This window comes from Streptococcus sp. HMSC071H03 (genome assembly GCF_001813035.1).
GTDB lineage: Bacteria > Bacillota > Bacilli > Lactobacillales > Streptococcaceae > Streptococcus > Streptococcus anginosus.
On record NZ_KV811159.1, the window covers coordinates 1 to 21683 of the forward strand.

A 21683-nucleotide genomic window follows, 5' to 3' on the forward strand; every position below is an offset into this window, starting at 1 on the left:
ATAAGATGAATACGAGTGAAGTGATGAATATCATCGGTAAAGTAGAAGGCAAAACTTGTATTTTAATTGACGATATGATTGATACAGCTGGGACAATTTGCCATGCTGCTGATGCACTTGCTGATGCAGGTGCGGTAGAAGTTTATGCAAGCTGTACTCATCCAGTACTTTCGGGCCCTGCTATGGATAATATTCAAAAATCAGCGATTAAAAAATTGGTCGTGTTAGATACAATTTATTTGCCGGAAGAACGTTTAATTGATAAAATTGAACAAATTTCAATTGCTCATCTTTTGGCAGAGGCGATTGTACGTATCCATGAAAAACGTCCTCTTTCGCCATTATTTGAAACTTTAACGGCTCTTTAATGTAAGAACATCTAGATAGGAATCACTCTGATAGCTGGAGTGATTCTTTTGCTTCAATCAGATGATAAGTGATGAATTTTCTCAATATTATGATATTTTTGCTATGACTTAGGTTTTATAGTATAATAGTTCTATCAGATTTTGGAGGTAAAATATGGATTTGACGAAACGTTTTAACAAAAATTTAGGTAAAATTGAAGTTTCTTTGATTCGGCAATTTGATCAATCTATTTCGAGCATTCCTGGAGTTCTTCGTTTGACATTGGGAGAGCCCGATTTTACAACTCCAGATCATGTAAAAGAAGCTGCGAAAGCGGCAATTGATGCAAACGAGAGTCATTATACGGGCATGAGTGGGTTGTTAGAATTGCGTCAGGCAGCCAGTCAATTTGTAAACGAAAAATACAATCTTTCTTATGATCCTGAAACAGAAATTTTAGTGACAATTGGGGCAACCGAAGCTTTATCTGCTACGTTGACAGCTATCTTAGAAGAAGGAGACAAGGTACTTTTGCCTGCACCTGCTTATCCAGGATATGAACCAATTGTGAATCTTGTGGGAGCAGAAATTGTCGAGATTGATACCACAGAAAATGACTTTGTTTTAACACCTGAAATGCTGGAAAAGGTTATCTTGGAGCAAGGTAATGAGCTTAAAGCGGTGATTTTGAATTATCCAGCTAATCCGACAGGAGTGACTTATTCACGAGAACAAATGGCTGCGTTAGCCGATGTATTGAAAAAGTATGACGTCTTTGTTGTTTGTGATGAAGTGTATTCTGAGTTGACTTATACCGAGCAACCACATGTATCTATTGCAGAATTTTTACCAGAGCAAACGATTGTAATCAATGGTTTGTCTAAATCACACGCGATGACAGGTTGGCGTCTAGGCTTCACCTTTGCTCCAGCTGCTTTTACGGCTCAATTGATTAAAAGCCACCAATACTTGGTGACAGCCGCAAACACGATGGCTCAATTTGCAGGAGTGGAGGCATTGATAGCGGGTAAAGACGATGCAGAGCCAATGAAAAGGGAATATATTGAGCGTCGCGATTACATTATCGAAAAAATGACAGAATTGGGCTTTAAGATTATCAAGCCAAATGGTGCATTTTATATTTTTGCTAAAATTCCAGCTGACTATAATCAAGATTCTTTTGCTTTTTTGAAGGATTTTGCACAAAAAAAAGCAGTTGCTTTCATTCCTGGTGCTGCTTTTGGTCAGTATGGGGAAGGTTATATACGTCTTTCTTATGCGGCCAGCATGGATACGATAAAAGAAGCTATGAAGCGGCTTAAGGAATATATGGAGGAGTATGCTGAAATCCATCACAAGTAAAGGTTTGGTTCTCTATAATCGTAATTTCCGAGAAAATGATAAACTGGTCAAAATTTTCACAGAGCAAGCTGGTAAGCGAATGTTTTTCGTGAAACATGCTAGAAATTCTAAGTTGAATCCGGTTGTCCAACCATTGGTAGTGGCCGATTTTTTGATGAAAATAAATGATGACGGTTTGAGTTATATCGATGATTATCAAGAGGTTACGACTTTCCAGCATATCAATCATGATTTGTTTACAATGGCTTATGCAACTTATGTGGTAGCTCTGGCAGACGCCAGTATTCAGGATAATAAAATAGATTCGGCTCTCTTTGCTTTTTTGCAAAAAACGTTGGAATTGATGGAGCAGGGCTTGGATTATGAGGTGCTGACCAATATTTTTGAAATTCAAATTTTGTCACGTTTTGGAATTTCTTTGAATTTCCATGAATGCTGCTTTTGCCACCGAGTAGGATTGCCGTTTGATTTTTCTTTTACTTATAACGGCGTTTTATGCTCGGAACATTACAACAAAGACGAGAGACGGAGTCATTTGGATCCCAACATTCCTTACTTATTAGACCAATTTCAAGCGATTCAATATAGTGAATTGGAGACCATTTCTTTGAATCCTGAGTTAAAACGACAATTACGAAAAGTGATTGATCAAATTTATGAAGAATATGTTGGGATTCATCTAAAGCCAAAAAAATTTATTGATTCTCTGGGAGACTGGGGAGAAATTTTAAAGAATAAGGAGTCGAAATGAAAAAAATAGCGATTGATGCCATGGGTGGCGATTATGCTCCACAATCTATTGTAGAGGGAGTCAATCAAGCACTGAACGATTTTTCGGATATTGAAGTCATCCTTTATGGAGATGAAGCAAAAATCAAGCAGTATTTAACAGTAGCTGAGCGGGTTCGTATTGTTCATACAGATGAAAAAATCAATTCAGATGATGAGCCAACTAAAGCAATTCGCAAGAAGAAAAATGCTAGTATGGTGCTGGCAGCAAAGGCAGTAAAGGACGGAGAAGCAGATGCGGTACTTTCTGCTGGAAATACGGGAGCGCTTTTGGCTGCGGGATTCTTCATCGTCGGACGTATCAAGAATATTGATCGTCCAGGTTTGATGTCCACATTACCAACGACAGATGGCAAAGGCTTTGATATGTTGGATTTGGGGGCTAATGCGGAAAATACAGCTCATCATTTACATCAGTATGCTATTTTAGGGTCATTTTATGCTGAAAATGTCCGTGGAATCAAGCAACCACGCGTAGGGCTTTTAAATAATGGGACAGAAGCGAGCAAGGGTGATCCGCTTCGTAAGGAAGTGTATGATTTGTTAGTAGCGGACTCCTCGCTAAATTTTATTGGAAATGTGGAAGCGCGTGATTTAATGGATCATGTAGCAGACGTTGTGGTAGCGGACGGATTTACAGGGAATGCTGTGTTGAAATCCATGGAGGGAACAGCCATGGGAATTATGAGTCAGCTCAAGAAATCCATTTTGGACGGTGGCTGGAAAGCAAAACTAGGTGCAGTGTTGCTGAAAGACAGTCTAAAGTCTTTGAAGAGTAGTTTAAATTATTCTGATGTAGGTGGTGCTGTTTTATTTGGAGTAAAAGCACCTGTTGTGAAAACACATGGAGCGAGTGATGCAAAAGCAGTTTACAGCACGATTCGTCAAATTCGTACAATGTTGGAAACGGATGTTGTAGGAAAAGCAGTAAATGAATTTTCGGGAGGGGCAAAATGACAGAACAAGAAATTTACGAAAGAATCGTAGAAATTATTCAGGAAAGTCGTGGTGAGGGATTTCAAGTTTCTCAAACACTTAGTTTGAAAGATGACTTACAAGCAGATTCTGTTGATTTGATGGAATTTATTCTAACTGTGGAAGATGAATTTGGTATTGAAATTTCAGACGAAGATATAGATGAGTTGAAGAATGTGAGTGATGTTGTCGCTTGTGTGCAGAAAAATTTGAAGGAAGCATAAAAACGAACTTTTTATTGACTAAATAAAGGAAATATGAGAAAACAGCTGAAACCCCAGCTGTTTTTTGATGTTTGCGAATATTATACGGTATTTTCTTGAAAATCCTTTTTGAATATGATAGACTTAAGTCAGAAAAATGTGAAAGGCGAATATTAAAATGACAGGTGATTTGTTATATTCGGGAAAAGCTAAAGATTTATTTTTGACAGATGATGAAAATCTTATTATTGCACATTACAAAGACCAAGCGACCATGCTTAATGGTGCTCGTAAAGAGACGATTAAAGGTAAAGGCGTTCTTAATAATCAAATCTCATCTTTCATTTTTACGAAATTGAATGAAGCAGGTGTGACAACTCACTTTGTTAAACAATTGTCAGAAACCGAACAATTGAATAAAAAAGTGGATATCATTCCACTTGAAGTTGTTTTGCGTAATGTCACTGCAGGCTCATTCTCAAAACGTTTTGGGGTAGAAGAAGGTATTGAATTAGATACTCCAATCGTTGAATTTTACTACAAAAATGATGATTTGGATGACCCATTTATCAATGATGAGCACGTAAAATTCCTTGATATTGCAAGTGATGAAGATATTGCTTATATTAAAGCAGAAACACGTCGTATTAATGAACTTTTGAAAGATTGGTTCAGCCAAATTGGTCTTAATTTGATTGATTTCAAATTGGAATTTGGGAAGGACAAAGATGGCAAAATTATTCTTGCGGATGAATTTTCACCAGATAACTGCCGTCTTTGGGATGCTGAAGGTCATCACATGGATAAAGATGTTTTCCGTCGTGATTTAGGTAGTTTGACAGATGTTTACGAAGTTGTCCTTGAAAAACTCAAAGGGCTTAACTAAAAACTGTGATTTCTAATTAAGTAGAAAAAAGAATTCTAAAAAGGGTAAAAAATGAATAAACGAATTTTCGTTGAGAAAAAATCAAATTTTAACATTAAGGCTCAGGCGCTTGTTAAAGAACTCAAACACAATCTTCAATTAACGAGTTTGACCGATTTGCGTATTATTCAAGTGTATGATGTGTTTGGCTTGGCAGATTCGCTTTTTGAGCGTGCTGAAAAGCACATCTTCTCTGAACAGGTAACTGATACTATTTTGGCTGAAAGTGATGTGGTTGCTGAACTTGCTAACTATGCTTTCTTTGCCATCGAATCACTTCCAGGTCAATTTGATCAGCGTGCGGCTTCATCACAAGAAGCATTACTCCTTCTTGGCAGCAGTAATGATGTAACGGTTAATACGGCTCAACTTTATCTTGTTAACAAAGATATTGATACTGCTGAACTTGATGCGGTTAAGAATTATCTTCTTAATCCAGTAGATTCTCGTTTTAAAGATATTACGACAGGAATTGCACCGCAAGCATTTTCAGAGTCGGACAAAACGATTCCAAATCTTGATTTCTTCAAGACTTATACAGCTGAAGATTTTGCGGCTTACAAGGCGGAACAAGGTTTGGCAATGGAAGTGGATGACCTTGTCTTCATCCAAGATTATTTCAAATACATCGGGCGCGTGCCAACGGAAACAGAATTGAAAGTGTTGGATACTTACTGGTCAGACCATTGCCGCCACACAACTTTTGAAACTGAGCTGAAGCATATTGACTTCTCAGCGTCTAAATTCCAAAAACAACTACAGGCAACTTATGATAAATATATTGCTATGCGTGATGAACTTGGACGTTCTGAAAAACCACAAACATTGATGGACATGGCGACAATCTTTGGTCGTTATGAACGTGCGAATGGTCGCTTGGACGATATGGAAGTGTCAGACGAAATTAATGCATGTTCTGTTGAAATTGAAGTGGATGTGAACGGTGTTAAAGAACCATGGCTTCTGATGTTCAAGAATGAAACACACAATCACCCAACGGAAATTGAACCATTTGGTGGTGCGGCGACCTGTATCGGTGGTGCAATCCGCGACCCATTATCAGGACGCTCTTATGTTTATCAAGCGATGCGTATTTCAGGTGCTGGTGATATTACAACACCAATTTCAGAAACACGTCTTGGTAAATTGCCACAACAAGTGATTTCTAAAACAGCGGCACATGGTTATTCTTCATATGGTAACCAAATCGGTCTTGCCACAACTTATGTTAAAGAATATTTCCACCCAGGATTCGTCGCTAAACGTATGGAACTCGGTGCCGTTGTCGGTGCAGCTCCTAAGGGAAATGTTGTTCGTGAGAAACCAGAAGCTGGTGATGTGGTTATTCTTCTCGGTGGTAAAACTGGTCGTGACGGTGTCGGTGGTGCAACTGGTTCATCTAAGGTTCAAACAGTTGAATCTGTTGAAACGGCTGGTGCAGAAGTTCAAAAAGGGAATGCCATTGAAGAACGTAAAATTCAACGTCTTTTCCGCAATGGTAATGTGACTCGCCTCATTAAAAAATCAAACGACTTTGGTGCTGGTGGTGTATGTGTAGCTATCGGTGAATTAGCTGACGGTCTTGAAATTGATCTGAATAAAGTACCACTTAAATACCAAGGGCTTAACGGAACTGAAATTGCCATTTCTGAATCACAAGAACGGATGGCTGTTGTGGTTCGTCCGAAAGATGTTGATGCTTTTATCACTGAATGTCACAAGGAAAATATTGATGCGGTAGTGGTTGCCACAGTTACGGAAAAACCAAACCTTGTTATGACTTGGAATGGTCAAACAATCGTTGATATTGAACGTCGTTTCCTTGATACAAACGGTGTGCGCGTGGTGGTTGATGCCAATGTCGTTGACAGTCAAGTTGATTTGCCAGAACAACGCACAACATCAGCTGCGACACTTGAAGCTGACACTGTAAATGTCCTTTCAGATCTTAACCATGCTAGTCAAAAAGGTTTGCAAACTATCTTTGATAGTTCTGTTGGTCGTTCAACGGTTAACCATCCGATTGGTGGTCGTTATCAAATCACACCAACAGAAAGTTCAGTTCAAAAACTTCCTGTTCAAAACGGTGTAACAACAACAGCTTCCGTTATGGCACAAGGTTTTAACCCATATATTGCAGAATGGTCACCATATCATGGTGCTGCCTATGCTGTTATCGAAGCGACAGCTCGTTTGGTCGCAACTGGTGCGAATTGGTCTAAAGCACGCTTTTCTTATCAAGAGTATTTCCAACGTATGGATAAACAAGCTGAACGCTTTGGACAACCAGTTTCAGCCCTTCTTGGGTCAATCGAAGCACAATTACAACTAGGTTTACCATCAATCGGTGGTAAAGATTCAATGTCTGGTACCTTTGAAGAATTGACAGTACCACCAACATTGGTTGCCTTTGGTGTGACAACAGCTGATAGTCGTAATGTTCTTTCGCCAGAATTTAAAACAGCTGGTGAATACATTTACTACATTCCAGGGCAAGCTATTTCACAAGACATCGATTTTGACTTGATTAAAGCTAACTTTGCTAAATTTGAAGCGATTCAAAAAGCACATCCTATCACATCAGCTTCAGCTGTTAAATACGGTGGTGTGGTGGAAAGTTTGGCACTTGCTGCTTTTGGTAACCATATCGGTGCTAAAGTAGAATTGGCAGAGCTTGCGACTAGCCTGACAGCACAACTCGGTGGCTTTATCTTTACATCTACTGAAGAAATCGCTGAAGCTAGCAAAATCGGTGAAACTACAGCTGACTTTACACTTACTGTCAACGGTGTCAACCTTGTGGGCGATAAACTTTTGTCAGCCTTTAAAAGCAAACTCGAAGATGTTTACCCAACTGAATTTGAACAAAGTACTAAACTTGAAGATGTTCCAGCAGTTGCTTCCGATGCTGTCATTAAAGCAAGTAAGAAAGTGGCAGAGCCGCTTGTTTACATTCCAGTCTTCCCTGGTACAAACTCAGAGTACGATTCAGCTAAAGCCTTTGGACAAGCAGGTGCAAAAGTTAACTTGGTACCATTTGTAACACTTGATGAAGCAGCTATTGAAGCATCTGTTGACACAATGGTTGACAATATCAGTAAAGCTAACATCATCTTCTTTGCAGGTGGTTTCTCAGCTGCTGATGAACCAGACGGTTCGGCTAAATTCATTGTCAACATCTTGTTGAACCAAAAAGTCCGCGCAGCTATTGACAGCTTTATTGAAAAAGGTGGCCTTATCATCGGTATCTGTAATGGATTCCAAGCACTTGTGAAATCAGGTCTGCTTCCATATGGTAACTTTGAAGACGCGACTGAAACAAGCCCAACTCTTTTCTACAATGATGCTAACCAACACGTGGCGAAAATGGTTGAAACACGTATTGCCAATACGAATTCACCTTGGCTTCTTGGTGTTGAAGTGGGTGACGTTCATGCTATTCCAGTATCACATGGTGAAGGTAAATTCGTCGTAACAGATGAAGAATTTGCAGAACTTCGTGATAATGGACAAATCTTCAGCCAATATGTTGACTTTGACGGTAAACCAAGTATGGATTCTAAATACAATCCAAACGGTTCTATTAATGCGATTGAAGGGATTACCAGCAAGAACGGTCAAATCATTGGTAAAATGGGACATTCAGAACGCTGGGAAGACGGTCTTTTCCAAAATATCCCAGGAAATAAAGACCAACACTTGTTCCGTAGCGCTGTGAAATACTTTACAGGGGAATAATCAAGCACAGCAGTTGATATGCTGTACTGAACACGGGCTAAGCAATGTATCAAAAAGAACTTAGAAAAACAGGATTTCTTCTATTTTGATTAGATGCTTAATGGCCTTTGTATCGAGGTGAAAATGACATACGAAGTGAAATCTCTTAATGAAGAATGTGGAGTTTTTGGGATTTGGGGACATCCTCAAGCTGCTCAAGTGACTTATTTTGGACTCCATAGTCTTCAACACCGCGGTCAGGAAGGTGCTGGTATCGTGACAAACGATAAGGGCAAACTTCTTCAGTACCGTAATACAGGTCTACTTTCAGAAGTATTTAAAAATCCTGCCGATTTGGAAAAATTGACCGGGCATGCTGCAATTGGACATGTTCGCTATGCGACAGCAGGCTCAGCTTCTATTAACAACATTCAGCCATTTCTTTACAATTTTACAGATGAACAGTTTGGCCTTTGTCATAATGGAAATCTGACAAATGCTTTGTCGCTGAAAAAAGAACTGGAGGACCAAGGAGCGATTTTTAATGCTTCGTCTGATACTGAAATTCTAATGCATTTGATTCGCCGTAGCCATAATCCTGAATTTATCGGTAAAGTCAAAGAAGCGTTGAACACTGTCAAAGGTGGCTTTGCTTACCTTTTGATGACAGAAGATAAGTTGATTGCTGCGCTTGACCCAAATGGTTTTCGTCCCTTGTCAATTGGGCAAATGGCAAATGGTGCTTGGGTAGTATCAAGTGAAACGTGTGCCTTTGAAGTGGTTGGTGCTAAATGGGTTCGTGATGTAAAACCAGGAGAACTTGTTATCATTGATGACAATGGCATTCAGTATGACACTTACACAAATGATACACAGCTTGCTATCTGTTCAATGGAATACATTTATTTTGCACGTCCTGACAGTGATATTTATGGTGTCAATGTTCACACGGCTCGTAAAAATATGGGGAAACGTTTGGCACAGGAATTTCAACATGAAGCTGATATTGTTGTTGGTGTACCGAATTCATCACTTTCAGCAGCAATGGGATTTGCTGAAGAATCAGGTCTCCCAAATGAAATGGGCTTGGTGAAAAATCAGTACACACAACGTACTTTCATTCAACCGACACAAGATTTGCGTGAGCAAGGTGTTCGCATGAAGCTCTCAGCTGTATCTGGTGTTGTTAAAGGTAAGCGCGTGGTCATGGTTGATGATTCTATCGTGCGTGGAACTACATCACGCCGTATCGTTCGTTTGCTTCGTGAAGCTGGTGCGACAGAAGTTCATGTGGCAATCGGTAGTCCAGAATTGAAATACCCATGTTTCTACGGTATCGATATTCAAAATCGTCGTGAATTGATTTCAGCTAATCATACCAAAGATGAAGTTTGTGAGATTATCGGTGCTGATAGCTTGACTTACTTGTCAATTGACGGTTTGATTGAATCAATCGGTCTTGATACAGATGCGCCAAATGGTGGTTTGTGTGTAGCTTACTTTGACGGTAAGTATCCAACACCACTTTACGATTACGAAGAACCTTACCTCAAGAGCTTAGAAGAAAAAACAAGTTTCTATATTCATGAAGTTAATGAAAATAAATAGAACTGTTTAATAGCTCTGCTATTTCCCAAAAGGAGAAAAATATTATGACAAAAAATGCTTACGCTCAATCTGGTGTTGATGTTGAAGCGGGTTATGAAGTTGTTGCACGGATCAAAAAACACGTTGCGCGCACCGAACGTCTTGGCGTCATGGGCGCTCTTGGCGGTTTTGGTGGGATGTTTGACTTGTCTCAGCTCGACGTGAAAGAACCTGTTTTGATTTCAGGAACTGATGGTGTGGGAACAAAACTCATGCTGGCTATCAAGTACGACAAACACGATACCATTGGTCAGGACTGTGTGGCCATGTGTGTCAACGACATCATTGCAGCTGGGGCAGAGCCGCTTTACTTCTTAGATTACATTGCTACGGGTAAAAATGAACCTGCAAAACTTGAACAAGTCGTTGCAGGTGTTGCGGAAGGTTGTGTTCAATCTGGTGCAGCTCTTATCGGTGGCGAAACGGCTGAGATGCCTGGTATGTATGGTGAAGACGACTATGATTTAGCTGGTTTTGCGGTTGGTATCGCTGAAAAATCACAAATCATCGATGGCTCAAAAGTCAAAGAAGGAGATGTGCTACTGGGATTGGCTTCCAGCGGTATCCATTCAAACGGTTATTCTCTTGTCCGCCGTGTCTTTGCTGATTATACAGGTGAAGAAGTACTTCCAGAACTTGAAGGCAAAAAATTGAAAGAAGTGCTGCTTGAACCAACACGTATCTATGTCAAAGCGGTGCTTCCGCTTATCAAAGAAGAATTGGTTAACGGTATTGCTCACATCACTGGTGGCGGCTTCGTTGAAAATGTTCCACGGATGTTTGCGGATGATTTAGCTGCTGAAATCGAAGAAGACAAGGTGCCAGTTCTGCCAATCTTCAAGGCGCTTGAAAAATATGGTGAGCTGAAGCACGACGAAATGTTTGAAATCTTCAACATGGGTATCGGGCTCATGCTGGCTGTCAGTCCTGAAAAGGTTGACCGTGTCAAGGAAGTCCTTGATGAGCCTGTTTATGAGCTTGGGCGTATCGTGAAAAAGCTGACGCAAGTGTGGTGATCAAATAATGAGCAAAAAAATTGCTGTTTTCGCTTCTGGTAATGGGTCAAATTTTCAGGTCATCGGCGAGCAATTCCCAGTAGAATTTGTTTTCTCTGACCATCGTGATGCCTATGTCTTGGAGCGTGCTAAAAATCTTGGTATCAAAAGTTACGCCTTTGAACTCAAGGAATTTGACAACAAAATTGCTTATGAGCAGGCTATCATTGACCTCTTGAAAAAATATGCTATTGATCTTGTTTGCCTAGCTGGTTACATGAAAATCGTTGGCCCAACCTTGCTGGCTGCCTATCAAGGTCGCATTATCAATATCCATCCAGCTTATCTGCCAGAATTTCCAGGGGCTCATGGTATTGATGATGCTTGGGAAGCAGGTGTTGACCAATCTGGTGTTACCATTCACTGGGTTGACAATGGTGTTGACACGGGAAAAGTGATTAAACAAGTTCGTGTGCCTCGTCTGGCTGATGATACCATTGACAGTTTTGAAGCTCGCATTCATGAAGCAGAGTATAAACTCTATCCAGATGTTTTGGAGAGCTTAGGAGTTAAGAAAAAGTAGTCCGTGTATTTGATAGCGTAGTTAGCTATTAGTATGCTGCCTTATAAGGAGATTATGATGATAAAAAAGATTTTGGTGTTTGTATTAACTTTTATTGTCGTTGCCTTTATAGTAAATGTACTTATTTGGTAATCTTGAAAATCCGTTACGCCTTTGCTTGGCTTATTCTATCGGGCTTATTGCCAGTATTGCTATTGAGTGGTTTATATTTTACAAAAAGAAGTAGAAAGTAGGACTGAAATGACAAAACGTGCACTAATCAGTGTTTCAGACAAAGCGGGCATTGTTGAATTTGCTCAAGAATTAAAAAAACTTGGTTGGGATATTATCTCAACTGGCGGAACAAAAGTTACGCTTGATAAAGCAGGCGTTGATACTATCGCCATTGATGATGTAACGGGCTTCCCAGAAATGATGGACGGTCGTGTGAAAACACTTCATCCAAATATTCACGGCGGCCTTTTGGCTCGTCGCGACCTTGACAGCCACCTTCAAGCTGCAAAAGATAATCACATTGAATTGATTGACCTTGTTGTGGTTAACCTTTACCCATTCAAAGAAACTATTCTGAAACCAGATGTGACTTATGCTGATGCGGTTGAAAACATTGATATCGGTGGTCCATCCATGCTTCGCTCTGCTGCTAAAAACCATGCTAGTGTTACAGTTGTCGTTGACCCAGCTGATTACGCTGTTGTTTTAGATGAATTGACAGCTAATGGTGAAACAAACTTTGAAACGCGTCAGCGCTTGGCAGCCAAAGTTTTCCGTCACACAGCAGCTTACGACGCTTTAATTGCGGAATATTTCACAAAACAAGTCGGAGAAACAAAACCCGAAAAACTCACCCTCACTTATGATTTGAAACAACCCATGCGGTATGGTGAAAACCCTCAACAAGACGCGGATTTCTACCAAAAGGCTTTGCCAACGGACTACTCGATTGCTTCTGCTAAACAATTGAACGGGAAAGAATTGTCCTTTAACAATATTCGTGATGCTGATGCTGCAATCCGCATTATCCGTGATTTCAAAGACCGTCCAACCGTTGTTGCTCTTAAACACATGAACCCGTGTGGTATCGGACAAGCTGATGATATTGAAACAGCTTGGGACTACGCTTATGAATCAGACCCAGTTTCAATCTTTGGTGGTATTGTTGTGCTGAATCGTGAAGTTGACGCCGCAACAGCTAAGAAAATGCACGCTATCTTCCTTGAAATCATCATTGCACCAAGTTATTCAGAAGAAGCCCTTGAAATCTTGACAACTAAGAAGAAAAATTTGCGTATTCTTCAATTGCCATTTGAAGCTCAAGAAGCTAGCCAAGTTGAAAAAGAATACACGGGTGTTGTCGGTGGATTGTTAGTGCAAAACCAAGATGTTATCGAAGAAAATCCAGCTGATTGGAAGGTTGTAACCAAACGCCAACCAAACGAGCAAGAAAAAACTGCGCTTGAATTTGCTTGGAAAGCAATCAAATACGTGAAATCTAACGGTATCATTGTGACAAATGACCACATGACACTTGGTGTTGGCCCTGGTCAAACAAACCGTGTGGCTTCAGTTCGTATCGCGCTTGACCAAGCCAAAGACCGTCTTGACGGTGCTGTTCTTGCTAGTGATGCTTTCTTTCCATTTGCGGATAATGTTGAAGAAATTGCTGCTGCAGGTGTGAAAGCCATCATCCAACCTGGTGGTTCAGTTCGTGACCAAGAATCAATCGATATGGCTGATAAATACGGTATTGCCATGGTATTTACAGGCGTACGGCATTTTAGACATTGAAAATAGTATAAAAACCTTGGATTGATTTTCCAAGGTTTTTAAAGTTGTTCAGAGGGACTTATTTTGGATAAATGTAACTAACTGCTCCTTGTCCAGCTGCATGAGGATTGAACCAGCCGCGGAAGTTGCCAATATATTGTTTTCCAGCGTAGTTGGCCTCTTGAATCTGAATGCGTGTGTTTGAGGCAACGTGAGTAACAACTCCAACGTGACCGTAACCACCGTCTGTCCAACAAATAATAGCCCCTACTTGTGGAGTTGTACCGGTTTTAAAACCAGCTCGTCTGGCACTAGCAGCCCAGTCGCCACCGTTGCCCCAATAATTGCCAGCCCAAGGCGCAAGAGCTTTGGCGCCCCAAGTGCATTGACCTTTTGGATAAGTCGTTGCTGCGGCATAATTTGGTTGGAAAGAGATAGCAGGCTTCTCTACTTGATAGCTCGTACCTGTTAGTCCAATCATTTGACCGTTGAGATTGCGGTAGACATGTGTATGGAAAAGCCCGCTGCCAGTGTGTTTTTGCGTATCAATTGTGAATTTGTAAATTCCATTTCCAGCTTTAGTAGCAGTGTACCACTGAATATCGTCTTGTCCATTGACTTCAGACCAAGTCGGTAGGCTGATCTTGCCATCGCCGTAAGCATCTGTCACCGTCACTTCATAAAGATAAGTTGAGCGTTTAGCGACAGATACTTTGGTTTTAATTTTTTCTGCGGACATAGCAACCGAATCCGTTGCGTAACTATGCTCGCTACCGTCTTTATATTTCACATAAATATGATTGGTGTATGTTCCGGACAAAACTTGATGATTGCGAATATCAAAGCTTGTCGTAAAGGTTCCATCACCGTGATTAGTGGCTGCATACCACTTGATATTGCTTTGATTGCTCGTGCTCCAAATAGGTACTCGGACAGATTGAATCGGTTTGGACTTTGAAGTTTCACTAACTTTGACGGTATAAGTCCCTTGTTCTTGATTGATATTTTCAACAGAGAAGAATGGTTTTTGCTCTTCTTCAGAAGGCAATTTATCAGCATCAACTTGGGCAGTTATTCCAGCTAAGCCAGTAAACTCTGGTTTGACATAGCTTTCTCCGTAAAGATGAATGTGATAAGTTCCTGTGTCATAGTTGTGTTTTTTTAGCTCAACTCTAACATTGTAGCTTCCATCAGGATTTTTAGTAGCTGCATACCATTGAAGATCATCCTGTCCGTTGCGGTCAGACCAAGCCGGAACAGTTAGTTTGTAGATTGTTTTAGGAACATTTTTGATCTGAATATCCATGATACCAGGCTCAGGAAAGCTAGTCTGAATAGTAGGATTTGGTTTTTCAAGGTTAAAAGTGGTGCCATTTAATCCAATCATCTTTCCGTTTTTACTTTCATAAGTATGAACATGGTAAACACCGTATCCTTTATGATTGGATAAGTCAATTTCTGTTGTGTCTTGCCCTGCCGTATACCACTTGATGTCATCTTGTCCTTTTTCGTCAGACCAAACAGCGTGTAAAATATTGGCATTTGTTTGATCTTTGTTTCGAGTAAAGGATATTTGAGCAGTCTTTCCTAAAACGGTTGTAGAAACCGTGCCGCTAGCTGGTTTTTCTACTTTGAAAGTCGTTCCGTTTAAACCAACCATTTTTCCATTGATATTGATATAAGTGTGAACATGAAAGGTTCCATAACCAGTGTGCTGACGCAAATCAATAGCTGTAGTTGGTGTTTGGGGCGCGGAATACCACTTAATGTCATCTTGCCCATTTTCATCAGACCAAACAGCGTGGTAAATGGTGTAAGGAACTTGTGTCTGTGAGCGTGTGTAGTTAATAGAAGCTGTATTTCCAGAAACATTGACGGTAATGTTGCTAGCAAGAATTGCTGGATTTGAGCTTTTTTGAGCATTATCTGCTTCCGAGGCTTGAGCAGTTAGTTGAGCAGAAAAAACGCCCAAAATAGTGCTAGATAGTAAAAATAATTGACTGTATTTCTTCATAAATCTCCTTTGAATAAATAATTTGGATAGTTCCATTTAGATTATTCGGGAAAAGATGAAAAAATTGAAAACTGAATTGAAAAATTAGAAATGGTAATGGGATTTCGTTATTATCAAAATATTTTACGATAAATAAAAGTATAAACGAACATTTATGGTATAATTGATATAAATAATTCGTAAAGAGGGCAATCATGAAACTTTTAGTTGTTGGTTCGGGTGGTCGCGAGCATGCGATTGCTAAGAAGTTGTTGGAGTCACCGCAGGTGGAGCAGGTCTTTGTTGCTCCCGGAAATGACGGGATGACCTTCGACGGTCTTAAGTTGGTTCCGATTGGGATTTCTGAGCATGCAGCGCTGATTGACTTTGTCAAAGAAAATGATATTGCTTGGACTTTCATTGGTCCAGATGACGCTTTAGCTGCAGGTATCGTTGATGATTTTGAAGCCGCCGGTCTCAAGGCTTTTGGACCAACTCGATTGGCTGCGGAACTGGAGTGGTCCAAGGACTTTGCCAAGTCAATCATGAAAAAATACGGTGTGCCGACAGCACGCTATGAAACTTTTTCAGACTTTGAAGCCGCCAAAGCCTATATCGAAAAAGAGGGCGCTCCAATCGTGGTGAAGGCGGACGGCTTAGCCTTGGGGAAAGGCGTGGTAGTCGCTGAAACGGTGGAAGAAGCGATCGAAGCAGCGCACGAAATGTTGCTGGACAATAAATTCGGCGATTCTGGTGCGCGCGTAGTTATTGAAGAATTTCTTGAAGGAGAAGAGTTTTCTCTTTTTGCCTTTGTTAATAGTGATAAGTTTTACATCATGCCAATAGCTCAGGACCACAAACGTGCTTATGACGGTGACAAGGGTCCTAATACAGGCGGTATGGGTGCTTATGCGCCCGTACCACATCTGCCAGCAAGCGTGGTTGAAACTGCAGTTGACACCATTGTCAAGCCAGTGCTGGAGGGGATGATTAAAGAAGGGCGACCTTATATCGGTGTTCTTTATGCTGGTTTGATTCTGACTGCGGACGGTCCCAAGGTCATTGAGTTCAATGCTCGCTTTGGTGATCCAGAGACGCAGGTCATTCTGTCGCGCCTAACCTCTGATTTTGCGCAAAACATCGCGGACATTTTGGAGGGCAAGGAGCCAGATATGACCTGGGCGGACAGCGGTGTGACATTGGGCGTTGTGGTGGCTTCTGAAGGTTATCCACTTGACTACGAAAAAGGTGTGGTTCTGCCAGAAAAGACCGACGGTGATATCATCACCTACTATGCAGGCGCTAAGTTTGGTGAAAATGGCAAAGCACTGCTGTCCAATGGCGGCCGAGTCTATATGTTAGTCACCACATCTGACAGCGTTTCAGCTGCGCAGGAAAAAATTTACACCCAACTCGACAAACAAGACACGACTGGACTGTTTTACAGAACTGATATTGGGAGCAAGGCTCTTGAAAAATAAAAAATGTATACTAGTTAGTGCCTGTTTGCTTGGAGAAAATTGCAAGTACAATGGAGGCAATAATTATAATCAAGCTGTTATTGACTTTGTTGCAGATAAAGATGTCTTAGCAGTGTGCCCAGAAGTTGCGGGCGGCTTACCAGTTCCAAGAGAGCCAGTAGAGATTTTAAAAGGGCGGCCATGTGATGTCAATGGGAATTTTTATGATAAAGAATTTCAAGTAGGAATTGATCACACATTGTCTAGTTTAGCTGAAAAAAACATTGACTTGGCTATTCTTCAGTCCCGAAGTCCCTCTTGTGGTGTCAACCAGATTTACGATGGTCATTTTTCTGGTCGAAAAATAGAGGGCAGTGGTCTTTTTGCGCAAGCATTAAAGAAACGAGGCTACAGAGTTGTTGATGCTGAAGATATAATTAAATAAAGTATAGCGCTAGCTCAAGCGACCAAAGGTCGTTATGAAACTATGTCTGTTATCGCTGTGGTATTTTAGGAAAGTTTGTAGCTCAAAGGTCTACAAACCTAGTCAAGAAGATTTTTTAGATGGGATGTTAGCTTTTCCTCGGCTTTTAAGAAAAGATGAGAAGAAAAGCGTAGCATCACACGCAAGAAAGTTCACGACGCCTCTACAGCCTAAGGCAGGCTTGAAAAAGGAGAAATTATGCAACCAATTATTTCTATCATCATGGGTTCCAAATCCGACTGGGAAACGATGAAAAAAGCAGCCCAAGTTCTTGAGGACTTCGGTGTTGCTTATGAAAAAAAGGTGGTCTCTGCCCACCGAACACCAGACCTTATGTTCCGATATGCTGAGGAAGCACGCGCACATGGTATTAAGGTTATCATTGCAGGTGCTGGCGGGGCGGCTCACCTGCCTGGTATGGTAGCGGCTAAAACAACGTTGCCGGTTATCGGTGTGCCTATAAAATCTCGTGCATTGAGCGGAGTGGATTCGCTCTACTCTATTGTGCAAATGCCTGGCGGTGTGCCTGTGGCAACGATGGCTATCGGCGAAGCAGGTGCAACCAATGCAGCCCTCTTTGCTTTGCGCTTGCTGTCTGTTGAAGATGCTAAAATCGCTCAAGCACTGGCTGACTTTGCAGAAAAACAAGGAAAAATTGCTGAGGAGTCTAGCAATGAACTCAACTAAAACGATTGGAATTATCGGTGGTGGTCAATTAGGACAAATGATGGCGATTGCTGCAATCTACCGAGGCCACAAAGTCATTACGCTAGATCCAGCTGCTAATTGTCCAGCTGCTCGTGTCAGTGAAGTCATCGTTGCGCCTTATGATGATGTGGCGGCTCTTCGTCAATTGGCTGAGCGCTGTGATGTCCTGACTTATGAATTTGAAAATGTGGACGCAGACAGTCTGGATGCGGTCGCGGATTTGGCAGATTTGCCGCAAGGAACGAGGTTGCTACGTATCTCTCAAAACCGAGTACATGAGAAAGAGTTTCTTTCAAGTACAGGCGTGGATTTGGCTCCCTATCGAATTATCCGCTCATCAGCAGACTTGGAAAATTATGATTTCTCTGTCAAGCGTGTATTAAAAACAGCAACAGGTGGCTACGACGGTCACGGTCAGGTGGTCATCAGAGACGAGGAAAGTTTAGCGACTGCGCGTGATTTAGCAGACAAGACTCTTTGCGTACTGGAGGATTTTGTCCCTTTCACCATGGAAATATCGGTCATTGTGTCTGGAAATGGCACGGATTTGACCCTTTTCCCTGTTCAGGAAAATATCCACCGCAACAATATCCTTTCTAAAACGATTGTCCCAGCGCGGATTTCCCAAGATTTAGCGGACAGGACCCTGCAAATGGCAAGAAAAATTGCCACAGAAGTCCAACTTTCTGGTACACTATGTATAGAGATGTTTGTGGCTGGCAACCAGATTTTGGTCAATGAAATCGCACCGCGCCCGCATAATTCAGGGCATTATTCTATCGAAGCCTGTGATTTCTCACAGTTTGATACTCATATCTTGGGTATTTTGGGTCAGCCCCTGCCAGAAGTGACCCTTCATGCCCCAGCTGTCATGCTCAATGTTCTTGGCCAGCACATGGAGCAAGCTGCACAGTACGTCGCAGAAAACCCTAGCGCCCACCTTCACCTTTATGGCAAAGAAGAAGCCAAGCACAATCGTAAGATGGGACATGTGACCCTGTTTAGTGATGAGCCAGATGAGGTGAGAGAACTAGGTGAGGGAATAGATTTTTAGAGGAGTTTGTTATGATTCAAATCATTGTTCACGCCTTTATTGAAAATGGAGAAGCAGGAATCGTTGAAGTACTCTTTGCCAGCAAAGACGCTGAGAAAATCCAAACAAAATATGAAGAACTGCAAGCCCAGTACCCAGCAGACTACCTAGCAATCTATGACCTGCCACTGGATACAGACTTAAACCAGCTGTCCCATTATCCATCGGTGGAGATAGGAAAAGAGGAGTTCAAAGAAGAAAATGTTTGAAAGAATTAAAGGAATTAAAATAAAATCAGGTATCTTTGAGGATGAAACGAAATTAGAACTCTTTGAAGGGAATTTTGAGGGGACAAATCAAGCACAGAACGATAGGGCAAGCCTGTTATTTGGAAGAAACGGTTCAGGAAAAAGTACAATTGCTCGTGGAATAAATCAATTAAAAAATGATTGGAGTGGAGTAGATAGCGTATCATTTATTGACAAGAATAATGATAATATTATACTTAGTGATATCGATAAAAAATCAATTTTTGTTTTCGATGAGAATTATGTTGATCAGAAAGTTAGAATTGCTCAAGATGGATTGGATACAATTGTAATTTTTGGGGAACAAATTGATATTGATGCTCAACTTGAAAGTTTGAGAGCACAGTTATCTGAAGCAAAAATTGAATTTCAAAAATACGATTCTGAATATAAAGAATATTTAGATGAGAACAATGAAAAGTCTCCCGATTTTTGGCAAAAAGAAATGATAAACTCCTTGAAAGGGATAGGAAATTGGGCTGAAAGAGATAGGGAAATAAAAGGAAATCGAGCGGCATCTCCTGTTAATAATAATACTGTTCGAAATTTTGTTAGTATACAACCAACTTTTAAAAAAATAAGTTAGAGGCTGATTTTAATAAGAAAAAGGAGAGATATTTTTCAATAAGAGATTCAGCAGTTGTTATAGAGCAAGAGTTAGTTTTACCTATTATTAATTTTGACAGGGATGAATTGTCAACTTTATTATCTAAAAAAATTGAAAAACCTGAGTTGAATGCTAGGGATGAGTATTTACTGAAATTACTATCTGATTCTACAAAAGGTGAGCATCATTTAAGAGAAGTTAAGGATTTCTTTGCAGATGAATATCAAACAATTTGTCCTTTTTGTACTCAATTAGTATCGGAAGATGTCAAAACTGAACTTACAAATGGTATCACTAAACTCCTATCAAGAGCAGTTGAAGAGCATCAGTCTGCATTGATGGGTAAAAAAATTGACGAAATAAATCAAGATTTCTCTGAGTATGGGCAGTTAGATTCAGATTTGATTCGCTCCTATCAAAGGAGTATTGATGCTTTGAATACTAAAATTAATGAGATTAATTTAGTGATTGATGAAAAAATTAAGAACCCATATGTTGTAGTTGAGCTACCCGATATAGATTTTTCTCAAGAATTACTTAAGGTAAAAAATGATATTAAAATAATTAACCAAGCCATTGTCAAACATAACTCAGAAATTTCAGATATCCAAAAATTAAAAGAAAGTCTACTTCAAATCAATAAAGGGTTAGCTTTCTATGAAATTCAAGACGATTATAAAAAATTTCAAGAAAAAACAGTAGAGAAAGAGACTTGCTATGCTAATTATGATACGATAAAAGAACAGATAATTGATTATGAACAACAGATTTCTGATTTAGAAAGTCAAAAACTTAATATAGATATTGCGGTTGATGAAATTAATAAAAGTTTGAATTACATATTTTTTTCAAAAAATCGGTTAACTATTCGAAGTCAAAATGGAAAATACTACTTATTATCAAGAGATAAGTTTGTGGAACCTAGTAGAGTATCAGTAGGTGAGAGAAATGCACTGGCGTTATGTTATTTCTTTACTGAAATAATTCAGCAAAGAGAGTTAGCAGAAGCTTATAGTCAAGAATACTTTATTGTCATTGATGACCCAATTTCTAGTTTTGATATGGAAAATAAGGTTGGAATAACTTCTTATTTGAAATATTGTTTAACTAGATTTTTTAAGGGAAGTAGTTACACTAGGGTTTTATTGATGACTCATGATAAACAGATGATGTATGATTTTGACAAGTTTCTGCAGGAGATAATGGATTTTTGTAAGTTGAAAGAAGGTGGACAAAAGTCTAAATATAAAAAATTAGAGTTAGTCAATGGGGAATTACAGGTATTTAAAACGAAGACTCATGATTATACCGAACTCCTTGAAACTGTATTTGCCTATGCAACGGGAAGTGGGGCACCTAGTTCTGAGAGTTTCGTTGGTAATGCAATGCGAAAAATTTTAGAAGCATATGGTACATTTAATTATAAACAAGATATTACAAAGCTAACAACAGATCCAATGATTGTAAATAAAATTGATGAAAAATACAGAGATTATTTTGAAAATTTGATGTATCGATTGGTCTTACATGGTGAAAGTCATTTTGAGGATCCTGTTAAGGTTTTGAATATTGATTTCTTCGATACTATTTCTGATGAAGAGCGGGAAAAAACAGCTCGAGATTTGCTAGTCTTACTTTATCTTTTAGATGATTTACATGTTTTGAAGCATCTGGCAGGTGTACGAAATGCGAAAGATCAGCTTGAACAATGGAAGTGTGAAATTTTGGAATAAGAGGTTCATACTATTTAATTTGTTGTAATGATTTAAGAATGTATGA

The 21683-nt window shown here is 40.0% G+C and carries 18 protein-coding genes and 1 pseudogene; 18 read left to right on the plus strand and 1 reads right to left on the minus strand.

Going from position 1 to position 21683, the window contains the following annotated elements; all coding sequences use genetic code 11:
- The 11 genes and pseudogenes from prs to purH all read left to right on the plus strand — a co-directional run.
- Positions 1-368 (plus strand): ribose-phosphate diphosphokinase (prs, locus tag HMPREF2887_RS03710; RefSeq protein ID WP_148131485.1); only part of this gene is annotated, 368 nt, incomplete at its 5' end.
- A 154-nt stretch (positions 369-522) separates the two neighbouring features.
- Positions 523-1710 (plus strand): pyridoxal phosphate-dependent aminotransferase, encoded by a 1188-nt coding sequence (locus HMPREF2887_RS03715; protein WP_084740556.1) that lies wholly within the window; start codon positions 523-525, stop codon positions 1708-1710.
- On the plus strand, positions 1688-2461 hold the full coding sequence (gene recO, locus HMPREF2887_RS03720; protein WP_021001142.1) for a DNA repair protein RecO: 774 nt from the start codon (positions 1688-1690) through the stop codon (positions 2459-2461). Before HMPREF2887_RS03715 ends, recO begins: the two co-directional genes overlap by 23 nt.
- The gene (plsX, locus tag HMPREF2887_RS03725; RefSeq protein WP_084740559.1) at positions 2458-3456 is read left to right on the plus strand and encodes a phosphate acyltransferase PlsX; all 999 of its coding nucleotides are present in this window, start codon (positions 2458-2460) and stop codon (positions 3454-3456) included. Before recO ends, plsX begins: the two co-directional genes overlap by 4 nt.
- Positions 3453-3698, plus strand: coding sequence for an acyl carrier protein (locus HMPREF2887_RS03730; protein ID WP_025271538.1), 246 nt, complete (start codon positions 3453-3455; stop codon positions 3696-3698). The genes plsX and HMPREF2887_RS03730 overlap by 4 nt, the downstream gene beginning before the upstream one ends.
- A 157-nt stretch (positions 3699-3855) precedes the next feature.
- Positions 3856-4563: a phosphoribosylaminoimidazolesuccinocarboxamide synthase gene (gene purC, locus HMPREF2887_RS03735; RefSeq protein ID WP_084740562.1), complete on the plus strand. Its 708-nt coding sequence runs from the start codon at positions 3856-3858 to the stop codon at positions 4561-4563.
- 51 nt (positions 4564-4614) lie between these two features.
- Positions 4615-8340: a phosphoribosylformylglycinamidine synthase gene (locus tag HMPREF2887_RS03740; protein WP_084740565.1), complete on the plus strand. Its 3726-nt coding sequence runs from the start codon at positions 4615-4617 to the stop codon at positions 8338-8340.
- 123 nt (positions 8341-8463) lie between these two features.
- The gene (gene purF, locus HMPREF2887_RS03745; RefSeq protein WP_021001146.1) at positions 8464-9927 is read left to right on the plus strand and encodes an amidophosphoribosyltransferase; all 1464 of its coding nucleotides are present in this window, start codon (positions 8464-8466) and stop codon (positions 9925-9927) included.
- Between the two features lie 41 nt (positions 9928-9968).
- Positions 9969-10990 (plus strand): annotated as a pseudogene (gene purM / locus HMPREF2887_RS03750) (phosphoribosylformylglycinamidine cyclo-ligase).
- Entirely contained in the window at positions 10990-11544 is a 555-nt protein-coding gene (purN, locus tag HMPREF2887_RS03755) for a phosphoribosylglycinamide formyltransferase (protein WP_021001148.1), read from the plus strand. Before purM ends, purN begins: the two are co-directional and overlap by 1 nt.
- A 240-nt stretch (positions 11545-11784) precedes the next feature.
- Positions 11785-13332 carry a bifunctional phosphoribosylaminoimidazolecarboxamide formyltransferase/IMP cyclohydrolase gene (gene purH / locus HMPREF2887_RS03765; protein ID WP_021001149.1) on the plus strand — a complete coding sequence of 516 codons (1548 nt, stop codon included), beginning with the start codon at positions 11785-11787 and terminating at the stop codon, positions 13330-13332.
- A 58-nt stretch (positions 13333-13390) separates the two neighbouring features.
- Here the strand turns inward: purH and HMPREF2887_RS03770 are convergent, their stop codons facing one another.
- A complete protein-coding gene (locus tag HMPREF2887_RS03770) occupies positions 13391-15325 on the minus strand; it encodes a GBS Bsp-like repeat-containing protein (protein ID WP_057489499.1) in 1935 nt (644 codons plus the stop codon).
- Positions 15326-15519: 194 nt separating this feature from the next.
- On the opposite strand from HMPREF2887_RS03770, the gene purD reads away from it, so the two are divergent.
- From purD to HMPREF2887_RS03800, 7 genes are all read left to right on the plus strand, one after another.
- The gene (gene purD, locus HMPREF2887_RS03775; RefSeq protein ID WP_021001151.1) at positions 15520-16785 is read left to right on the plus strand and encodes a phosphoribosylamine--glycine ligase; all 1266 of its coding nucleotides are present in this window, start codon (positions 15520-15522) and stop codon (positions 16783-16785) included.
- Positions 16775-17209, plus strand: coding sequence for a 2-thiouracil desulfurase family protein (locus HMPREF2887_RS03780; RefSeq protein ID WP_003032062.1), 435 nt, complete (start codon positions 16775-16777; stop codon positions 17207-17209). Before purD ends, HMPREF2887_RS03780 begins: the two co-directional genes overlap by 11 nt.
- A 237-nt stretch (positions 17210-17446) precedes the next feature.
- Positions 17447-17935 (plus strand): 5-(carboxyamino)imidazole ribonucleotide mutase, encoded by a 489-nt coding sequence (gene purE, locus HMPREF2887_RS03785; protein ID WP_021001152.1) that lies wholly within the window; start codon positions 17447-17449, stop codon positions 17933-17935.
- Positions 17922-19010, plus strand: coding sequence for a 5-(carboxyamino)imidazole ribonucleotide synthase (gene purK, locus HMPREF2887_RS03790; protein WP_021001153.1), 1089 nt, complete (start codon positions 17922-17924; stop codon positions 19008-19010). Before purE ends, purK begins: the two co-directional genes overlap by 14 nt.
- Positions 19011-19021: 11 nt before the next feature.
- Entirely contained in the window at positions 19022-19258 is a 237-nt protein-coding gene (locus HMPREF2887_RS03795) for a hypothetical protein (RefSeq protein WP_021001154.1), read from the plus strand.
- Entirely contained in the window at positions 19251-19883 is a 633-nt protein-coding gene (locus HMPREF2887_RS10465; protein ID WP_261673824.1) for an AAA family ATPase, read from the plus strand. The genes HMPREF2887_RS03795 and HMPREF2887_RS10465 overlap by 8 nt, the downstream gene beginning before the upstream one ends.
- Positions 19884-19990: 107 nt before the next feature.
- Positions 19991-21637 (plus strand): AAA family ATPase, encoded by a 1647-nt coding sequence (locus tag HMPREF2887_RS03800; protein ID WP_261673825.1) that lies wholly within the window; start codon positions 19991-19993, stop codon positions 21635-21637.
- Positions 21638-21683: the final 46 nt, after the last annotated feature.

Bases quoted from the DNA above. Each gene is read 5' to 3' on its own strand.
- purD (WP_021001151.1), top strand. From the start codon at position 15,520: ATGAAACTTTTAGTTGTTGGTTCGGGTGGTCGCGAGCATGCGATTGCT.
- HMPREF2887_RS03795 (WP_021001154.1), top strand. From the start codon at position 19,022: ATGATTCAAATCATTGTTCACGCCTTTATTGAAAATGGAGAAGCAGGA.
- plsX (WP_084740559.1), top strand. From the start codon at position 2,458: ATGAAAAAAATAGCGATTGATGCCATGGGTGGCGATTATGCTCCACAA.
- HMPREF2887_RS03740 (WP_084740565.1), top strand. From the start codon at position 4,615: ATGAATAAACGAATTTTCGTTGAGAAAAAATCAAATTTTAACATTAAG.
- purE (WP_021001152.1), top strand. From the start codon at position 17,447: ATGCAACCAATTATTTCTATCATCATGGGTTCCAAATCCGACTGGGAA.
- HMPREF2887_RS03770 (WP_057489499.1), bottom strand. From the start codon at position 15,325: ATGAAGAAATACAGTCAATTATTTTTACTATCTAGCACTATTTTGGGC.
- purH (WP_021001149.1), top strand. From the start codon at position 11,785: ATGACAAAACGTGCACTAATCAGTGTTTCAGACAAAGCGGGCATTGTT.
- purC (WP_084740562.1), top strand. From the start codon at position 3,856: ATGACAGGTGATTTGTTATATTCGGGAAAAGCTAAAGATTTATTTTTG.
- recO (WP_021001142.1), top strand. From the start codon at position 1,688: ATGCTGAAATCCATCACAAGTAAAGGTTTGGTTCTCTATAATCGTAAT.
- HMPREF2887_RS03715 (WP_084740556.1), top strand. From the start codon at position 523: ATGGATTTGACGAAACGTTTTAACAAAAATTTAGGTAAAATTGAAGTT.
- HMPREF2887_RS03730 (WP_025271538.1), top strand. From the start codon at position 3,453: ATGACAGAACAAGAAATTTACGAAAGAATCGTAGAAATTATTCAGGAA.
- HMPREF2887_RS10465 (WP_261673824.1), top strand. From the start codon at position 19,251: ATGTTTGAAAGAATTAAAGGAATTAAAATAAAATCAGGTATCTTTGAG.
- purK (WP_021001153.1), top strand. From the start codon at position 17,922: ATGAACTCAACTAAAACGATTGGAATTATCGGTGGTGGTCAATTAGGA.
- purN (WP_021001148.1), top strand. From the start codon at position 10,990: ATGAGCAAAAAAATTGCTGTTTTCGCTTCTGGTAATGGGTCAAATTTT.
- purF (WP_021001146.1), top strand. From the start codon at position 8,464: ATGACATACGAAGTGAAATCTCTTAATGAAGAATGTGGAGTTTTTGGG.